The organism is Streptomyces sp. NPDC051636, assembly GCF_044453765.1.
Classification (GTDB): Bacteria; Actinomycetota; Actinomycetes; order Streptomycetales; family Streptomycetaceae; genus Streptomyces.
Genome location: NZ_JBITDA010000071.1, coordinates 1 through 6,387 on the forward strand (window position 1 = coordinate 1; position 6,387 = coordinate 6,387).

General features: G+C 67.7%; 8 protein-coding genes and 4 pseudogenes. 6 read left to right on the plus strand and 6 right to left on the minus strand.

Annotation, left to right across the window (positions count from 1 at the left end; genetic code table 11):
* Window positions 1-211 precede the first annotated feature (211 nt).
* Window positions 212-658 carry an SPW repeat protein gene (locus ACIBBH_RS42145; RefSeq protein WP_399414254.1) on the plus strand — a complete coding sequence of 149 codons (447 nt, stop codon included), beginning with the start codon at window positions 212-214 and terminating at the stop codon, window positions 656-658.
* A gap of 186 nt (window positions 659-844) precedes the next feature.
* On the opposite strand, the pseudogene ACIBBH_RS42150 reads toward ACIBBH_RS42145, so the two are convergent.
* The 3 genes and pseudogenes from ACIBBH_RS42150 to ACIBBH_RS42160 all read right to left on the minus strand — a co-directional run bounded on the left by ACIBBH_RS42150 (window position 845) and on the right by ACIBBH_RS42160 (window position 2,048).
* Window positions 845-1,308: pseudogene (locus ACIBBH_RS42150) on the minus strand (transposase).
* A gap of 21 nt (window positions 1,309-1,329) precedes the next feature.
* Entirely contained in the window at window positions 1,330-1,671 is a 342-nt protein-coding gene (locus ACIBBH_RS42155) for a hypothetical protein (protein ID WP_399414256.1), read from the minus strand.
* 92 nt (window positions 1,672-1,763) lie between these two features.
* On the minus strand, window positions 1,764-2,048 hold the full coding sequence (locus ACIBBH_RS42160; protein WP_399414264.1) for a transposase: 285 nt from the start codon (window positions 2,046-2,048) through the stop codon (window positions 1,764-1,766).
* 591 nt (window positions 2,049-2,639) lie between these two features.
* Here ACIBBH_RS42160 and ACIBBH_RS42165 point away from each other — a divergent pair.
* Together ACIBBH_RS42165 and ACIBBH_RS42170 are read left to right on the plus strand one after the other, a co-directional pair.
* Complete coding sequence (locus ACIBBH_RS42165) at window positions 2,640-2,930, plus strand: hypothetical protein (RefSeq protein ID WP_399414258.1); 291 nt, start codon at window positions 2,640-2,642, stop codon at window positions 2,928-2,930.
* An 82-nt stretch (window positions 2,931-3,012) separates the two neighbouring features.
* Window positions 3,013-3,316: pseudogene (locus ACIBBH_RS42170) on the plus strand (IS5/IS1182 family transposase); the annotation flags it as partial.
* Between the two features lie 64 nt (window positions 3,317-3,380).
* Here ACIBBH_RS42170 and ACIBBH_RS42175 read toward each other — a convergent pair.
* On the minus strand, window positions 3,381-3,755 hold the full coding sequence (locus tag ACIBBH_RS42175; RefSeq protein WP_399414260.1) for a contact-dependent growth inhibition system immunity protein: 375 nt from the start codon (window positions 3,753-3,755) through the stop codon (window positions 3,381-3,383).
* 400 nt (window positions 3,756-4,155) lie between these two features.
* Window positions 4,156-4,512: a DUF6233 domain-containing protein gene (locus tag ACIBBH_RS42180; RefSeq protein WP_399414262.1), complete on the minus strand. Its 357-nt coding sequence runs from the start codon at window positions 4,510-4,512 to the stop codon at window positions 4,156-4,158.
* Between the two features lie 65 nt (window positions 4,513-4,577).
* Here ACIBBH_RS42180 and ACIBBH_RS42185 point away from each other — a divergent pair.
* Window positions 4,578-4,715 (plus strand): annotated as a pseudogene (locus ACIBBH_RS42185) (hypothetical protein); the annotation flags it as partial.
* 2 nt (window positions 4,716-4,717) lie between these two features.
* On the opposite strand, the gene ACIBBH_RS42190 reads toward ACIBBH_RS42185, so the two are convergent.
* Window positions 4,718-5,374 (minus strand): hypothetical protein, encoded by a 657-nt coding sequence (locus ACIBBH_RS42190; protein WP_399414266.1) that lies wholly within the window; start codon window positions 5,372-5,374, stop codon window positions 4,718-4,720.
* Between the two features lie 497 nt (window positions 5,375-5,871).
* Here ACIBBH_RS42190 and ACIBBH_RS42195 point away from each other — a divergent pair, with 497 nt between their 5' ends.
* Together ACIBBH_RS42195 and ACIBBH_RS42200 are read left to right on the plus strand one after the other, a co-directional pair.
* Window positions 5,872-6,075, plus strand: a complete 204-nt coding sequence (locus tag ACIBBH_RS42195; RefSeq protein WP_014670069.1) for a cold-shock protein — start codon at window positions 5,872-5,874, stop codon at window positions 6,073-6,075.
* Window positions 6,063-6,197, plus strand: a pseudogene (locus ACIBBH_RS42200) (SpoIIE family protein phosphatase); the annotation flags it as partial. The gene ACIBBH_RS42195 and the pseudogene ACIBBH_RS42200, both read left to right, overlap by 13 nt.
* Window positions 6,198-6,387: the final 190 nt, after the last annotated feature.

Consider the following 6,387-nt stretch of genomic DNA (forward strand, 5'->3'; position numbering starts at 1 on the left):
GACCTCGGCCATCTCCCCAGGTGTCACACCACCACAACGACACCCACAGCCCAACAGACATGCCACTCACGAGTGAAACTGACCAAGCCCTACTACCGCTCGCCGCGCCGCCCAGATGATCGCGGGCGCGGCAGGCGCAGTGGCGGCTGTCATCCTCATGCGTCGCGCCGTTCGGGCGACGCACCACTGCTGAAATCCCCAGGACCCCGCGATGCCTGACGCTACTTCCTCCCCGCCGACCGCCCCTGCACTCCAAGACCCGACGGCGCTGCTCAAGGCGGCCCGCCAGCAGATCATCGGTCTGCTGCTCCTGCTGACGTCCGTGACCCTCATGGTCGCCCCCTGGATCGCGGGCTACCCGGACACCGCCAAGGACGCCCACCGCAATGAACTCGGCATTGCCATCGTCGTGTTCCTGATCGCCCTGCTCCGCTTCGCCCGCTACCCCAGCGCCCGCCCGGACCTCTTCGTGCTGGTGGCCGGAGTGTGGCTGGCCGTGTCCCCCTGGGCCCTGTCCGCGCAGAAGACCACTGTCTTCGACGGCGCACAGGTCGCCGATCTGGTCATAGGCAGCCTGTACGTCCTGCTGTCCCTCACATCGCTGGGGATGCTGTGGCGCATCCGCACGCGCCTGAGTCGGCACAGGGCGGATGCGTAGCACCGACACCTTCAAGGGCCCTGAGCGGCCCGGTGACTATGTCCTCTCGTGAGCGGTGACAGCAGGCGGAGCCCCAGCCGGTAAGCCGCCCTGCAACCGGCTTGCCGCCGCCTCGGGCACCAGTCCACCGTCGTCGGCCTGCTGTCCTTGTTGTCCCGCATGATCGCGGCGGCACCGCCACCGGAGTTACTGACGTTGTCGCCGTGTTGTCGTCAAGGTGAGGCCGGTTTTCGGCGAGGCATCCGTTGATGAGGTTGCTGCGGTACTGGATATGGCGGAGGCCGTGTCGGAGCGTGCTGATGAGGTGGTCGGGGTCGGTGAAGGCGGTGTTGGCCTGGCTGCTGCGCCGCAGCAGTGACCAGATGCCCTCGACGGGGTTGAGGTCGGGTGCGTACGCCGGGAGGAAGTAGCAGGTGATCCAGTCGTGGGTGTCGATGAACTCCCGCAGTCGAACGGTCCTTGTGGACGTTGAGGTTGTCCCACACGAGCACGTTGGGTGCGCCGAGCTGCTGGTGCGCGGCGATGAGCAGGTCGCGGTAGTCGGTCCAGGTGAAACTGCGTCTGCCGCCGTGCTTGTGATCGAGATGCCGCTTGGGCCGGTGGATCAGCCGTGAGCGTTCACCCTGCTTGTGGCAGGCCAGTGCGGCGATTAAGAAGCGGCGCTGGGAGCGTTACCGGACCGGGATGACGGGTGTGCGTCCGCGCCGGGCCCAGGTCCGTGCGGTGGGCGGCGAGTTCGGCTTCCACGCGGTGCCCGGCCTCGCGGAAATGCTGCAGACGATGGCGAGGATGGCGCAGAGCGAGGCCACATAGATGGGCCACGAGTCGTTGTTGAGGGCAACGAACACGACGTCGCTGCTGAGGCCAAGCAGGGTCATGACGCCGGCAACGGTGACGAGGGCGCCAGCCAGGATCTTGGCAACGTCGTCCAGGCGCTTTCCGATCCTGGCCTGGATCTCTTCGTGCGTCGGGGCAGGTTGTTGTTCGCTGCCCCACTTCGGTACCCCGCTCATTGCGCTCCTCGTGACCGCAGGGTCTGGGCGGTCAGCCGGTCGTCCGGCTGGCGACCGGCCCTAGTGGAAGACGCTAGGTTCGCGCGAGACCCTCAGCGACCCGGGGTTGGGCCGAACGGAGGAACGATTAGTACAACGGTTATTGAGTCGGAACTATTGGGTTGCCTATCTGATCGTGTAGCGGACGTGGCGGGCATGGAGTAGCCGTGCACGATGTGGGGTTGGCGCTGTCTGCGTCGTAAGAAGCGGCGGGTCTCGTGAGCGAGGTCGTGGGTGGAGCGGGCGCGGGAGGCGTGCACGTGCCGCTTGATGTCTGCGTTGAGTAGCTCGTCGGGGTTGAGTTCGGGGCTGTAGCCCGGTATCAGGTGCAGCTCGATCCGGGACCTGGACCTGGCCTCGCTGCTGGCGCTCCAGGCCTACCAGGTTCAGGACACACCGGAGACCCCCTCAGCGCTGTACCAACTCACGACCCGCAGTCCCCATCTGGTGCGCTTCGTCCGGGGCGACGCGACGGTGACAGCCCTGGCTCTCACCGCCTCGCGGCAGTTCGCGGCCGTGGGCACGGCCAAGGTCTCCGTGACCGTCTGGACCTTCGACGGGAGCCGGCGGCTGGGGAATATCTCCGTCCACGCCGAGGTCACCTCCCTGGCGTTCAGCGACGACGACCGTCTGCTGGCCGTGGGGAGCAGTTCCGGCGAGACGGTCGTACGCGACGTGCGGGGGAACTACACGCGCCGGCTCCCCGTCGGCGCCTCCGTGTCACCGGTCCGACCTTCCAGGCCTCCAGCCACAACCTGGCCGTCTTCGAGGACAAGGGAGCGCTCAGACTGTTCGGAGAGCAGAGCGACGCACCGTACGCGCACGTCGACACCGGTCTTGCCGGCGAGGCGGCGGATCTGGCCTTCCAGGACAAGGGCAGGAAACTGACCCTGGTCACCTTCGGGGGCTGGGGTCTATACGACGGCAGGTTGCACCAGCTCCAGTCGTACGACGACACCCTGTACCCCGCCAACGGTTACGTGACCGCCGCGTCACCGAGCGGGAACTGCTTCGGGTTCCTGAAGTACGGCGGTCTGTCCCTGACGACGGTCGGGCAACTGGCTGAAGGGAAGTTCCCCAGCCCCGATACGGAGAACTGCGGGATCGTCCTGCCGACCCTGCCCGACGAAGGGGCTGTCAGCCTCGCCGTGTCCGACAACCACCAGGTCGCCGGGCTGGTGCGGGACGCCGGGGACCGGGGGTGCCGTCCGATCGGGTAGAACCGCAGGGCCGTCCCGGACGATCCTGCTCGCTGCCTGCTGTTTCTCGCCTGTCCGTCGCCGACCGGTCGCACTCGGCGAGGTCTGGGCCGACCAGGGCTTCGCCGGCCGCCTGGTCGACTGGGCCTCCCAGATCCTCGGCCGCGAGCTGGAGATCGCACCCTGATCAGCGTGGCTTCCAAGTTCAGCCGAAGCGGTGGGCGATCGAGCGCACGCTGTCGTGGATCACCGCCCACCGGCGCCTTGCTCGGGACTACGAGACCAGTCCTACTCACTCGGAGTCCATGATCCGCTGGGCGATGATCGACGTCATGGTCCGCCGTCTCACCCGCGGCCGTCCCGCGACGCGCCCGGGTCCGCGCCCGCTCGCACGACTACCGTCGTAAGCGGCACGCTCACCCGGCACCGGCAGCCGGGCGCTGGCGGCGGCCTACAGAGCCAGGAACCGCTCTAGTCTTGCTTCAGGAACGGTGTCAGATCACTCAGCTCCGAGACGATCAGACGAAGCTCACGCCCGAGCTCGGGTGATCCGCTCCAGACCTCCGGACTCCTGGTGAGTACGGCGGCCAACAGATCACCCTCATACATGTCGCCCTCCGTCATCGGGTCGTCCCGGAGTACCTCCAGTGCCACCGGCAAGACATAGGTAAGGCCTACGTCCTGCCTGACCAACAGGCGCAGGTCCTCGACGGTCAGCTCGCCGATGGGCTTACGCCGAAGCGCGTGCACGGTCGCCACAAGACGGGTCACATCGCCCGACGGGGCTGGCCAACGGTCGCGCTCAAGCTCCTCAAGGGAGCGGTCACGGTTCACGAGTCGAGTCACCGAGGGATCGTCCCATGCCAGAGATCTCAAACGCGGTCTGAGAGGTCGTTTTCATCGATGAAGTCTGTTTGATCCCAACACGCCCCAGCGTCAAGAGGTCCCCCTGAGGCGCTGGTGCACCCACATGACCGGTGAGGTTCGACGGGAGTCCGAATTGACACTCTCATCCCCTTAAGCCCGTTTCGATCCAAAGGGTGTTCGTATCGGCGATTCCTCTCGCCGCGTCGCTTAGCAACCCGATACCCAAGAGGCGTGAGCATCTCCTTGTGGCCACTGAAGCGATGCAAATCAGGTGAAAACGACCTCTGAGCCTCTTCAGAGTGCCTACTGATCGAGTGCTTCACGATCACACCCTTCTGCGGGTTCAGCCCCGGTCAGCATGCTGGCCGGGGCACTCGTCTCAGTCGAGGATGCCGAGGACTGTGTCGGGCCGGCAGTGGATGCAAGGCGGTACCTGCTGACGCAGGGCATCGATCGCCTGCTGCCGGGTGGCCGGACGGCATCGGCCGCTCTTGGCCGCCGCCCAGCAGTCACCGGTGTGCACGGCGTCCACATTCGAGCGGTTGAGGCCGTACTGGACCAGCCAGTCCGGCGGGGCCGGCCGCATCTCCTCACCCTGGAGCCGCTCCGTCTCGCGGCGTTCCTCGTCGGCGATCCAGCGGTCGATGAGCCGCAGCTGCCGGACGGCCTGCTGCTCGACGACGCGCCGGGCGAAACGCAGCGCGTCCAGACGCGAGAGCGGCTGCTCACCACCCACCTGCTGCTCCCCAGCTGCCGTGCCTCCACTTGCCCAGGAAATCGAACAAGCGCCCTAATTGAATTATGCACCGTGTGGACTACCTCACCGACACCCAGGAGCGCATCCTGCGCTGCATCCGCCGGCACGTCGCCGACCACGGGCAGGCGCCGACGATGCAGCAGATCGGGGAGGCCGTCGGCATGCGCAGCAGGGCATCGGTGCACTACCAGCTCACCGAGCTGCAAGCGAAGGCCGGGCGGGACCGCCAGGATGCCCGGCCGAGCGGACCATCAGACAACCGCATGTTGGGCAGCTGCTCGGCGACGGCTGCGAGGACGTCGGCGCCCTTGCCCGCGGTGGAGCCGTTCAGGGTGACAAGCCGGCCGGGCGTGGTGCGGTACCGCTCCGGGTCGACCGGCGGGGCCAGGACGAGCGAGGGCCCGCGGTAGGCCGGGTAGTGGTCGCGGCATGCCTGCGACGGGAACCAGGCGAGCGTCGGCTGGCCGAGGTGCCGGGTCGCTGACATGCCGTGGACGAGGAGCAGGTGCGGCACGCCGCGCACCTGGGCCGGGATGGCGGGTGCGCGGCGGTCGCCGTGGTGGGAGATGACGAGATCGGGTCGACTGGTCTGCGCGGCACGCCACCAGTAGCCGAGCGGCCAGATCCGCACGCCGTCCTCGGTGCGGACGGCGGCGGGCTGGCCGCTGCTGGTGGTGACGACGTCGACCTGGTGGCCGGCGGCGACCAGGCCGCCCAGGTACTCGCGGGTGGTGACGTGGGCGCCGGTCGGCGTGGGCCCGTAGACGGGCAGCAGGAGAGTAGGCGCACGCCGCCTACTCTCCGCCGTCGGGCTGGTCGCTACCGCCGATCGGCAGCTCATCGCTCACGACGAGACCCGGGCCGACGCGGCGCGACCACACCGGGCGCCACCACATCGCGGCAGCAGCTGCTCTCCCTCAGCCACGGCCGGAGGTGCGGTCTCCTCACGCGCCCGTCATGCGCGACGGCGGGAGTACGGCGAGCGGCTCAACTCCGGCCGGGCAGACGGCGACCCGTGCGCCACCCACCCCCCTCCCTCCGCCGCTGGTCCGGCGGTTGGGCCGGGGTCCTCTGCTGTGAGCCCTGAAGCCGCTTCCCGTTCGCTGCATTGGAGCCGGGTGTACGGCGGCGGGCGGACCATTGGTCCCGGCGCGTGTTTCGCCTAGCGGCTGCCGTCGGGTCGAGATAGCGTGGTGACCAGCAGTCGTGGTTCCGAAGTCCCGTTCGCCCGTGATCGCCATCACGGGCGTTCTTGCTGTTCAGCACCTCTCCGGGCCAGGGCGATCACCTCCCGGGCACGCAGGGTGCGAGCCCGGTTTTCCCTCGAAGGAGACGGCCATGGCTAAGGGCACAGTCAAGTGGTTCAACAGCGAGAAGGGCTTCGGCTTCATCGAGCAGGAGGGTGGCGGCCCCGACGTCTTCGCCCACTACTCCAACATCGCCAGCCAGGGCTACCGCGAACTGCAGGAAGGCCAGAAGGTGGAGTTCGACGTCACCCAGGGCCAGAAGGGCCCGCAGGCGGAGAACATCCGCCCCGCCTGATCCACCACGAGCAGCTCAAGCCCCGCGACCGGGTGCTGCTCTACACCGACGGCGTCACCGAAGCCCGCTCTAATTCCGGCGAACTCTTCGGCCTCGACAACTTCACCGACCGTGAGGATTAAGCCGCACAAGGTCGTGGGAGGCCTCTGACAGCCCACCGCGTGCATCAAGGTCGCGCATAGGCGGACGCCAGGGCGGTTCGAGGGCGCGGGCTCCACCTAGGCAGTTTCGTTTGGATCAGTCGGTCGTTGGTCCGGGTGTGCCGTTGACTGATGCGCAGTGGGCGCGGATCGAGCCGTTGCTCCCGGACCG

What these genes read in the sequence shown, in the direction of transcription:
- ACIBBH_RS42190 (WP_399414266.1), bottom strand. Translation starts at nt 5,374, where the DNA reads ATGAGCTGCCGATCGGCGGTAGCGACCAGCCCGACGGCGGAGAGTAGG.
- ACIBBH_RS42145 (WP_399414254.1), top strand. Translation starts at nt 212, where the DNA reads ATGCCTGACGCTACTTCCTCCCCGCCGACCGCCCCTGCACTCCAAGAC.
- ACIBBH_RS42155 (WP_399414256.1), bottom strand. Translation starts at nt 1,671, where the DNA reads ATGAGCGGGGTACCGAAGTGGGGCAGCGAACAACAACCTGCCCCGACG.
- ACIBBH_RS42195 (WP_014670069.1), top strand. Translation starts at nt 5,872, where the DNA reads ATGGCTAAGGGCACAGTCAAGTGGTTCAACAGCGAGAAGGGCTTCGGC.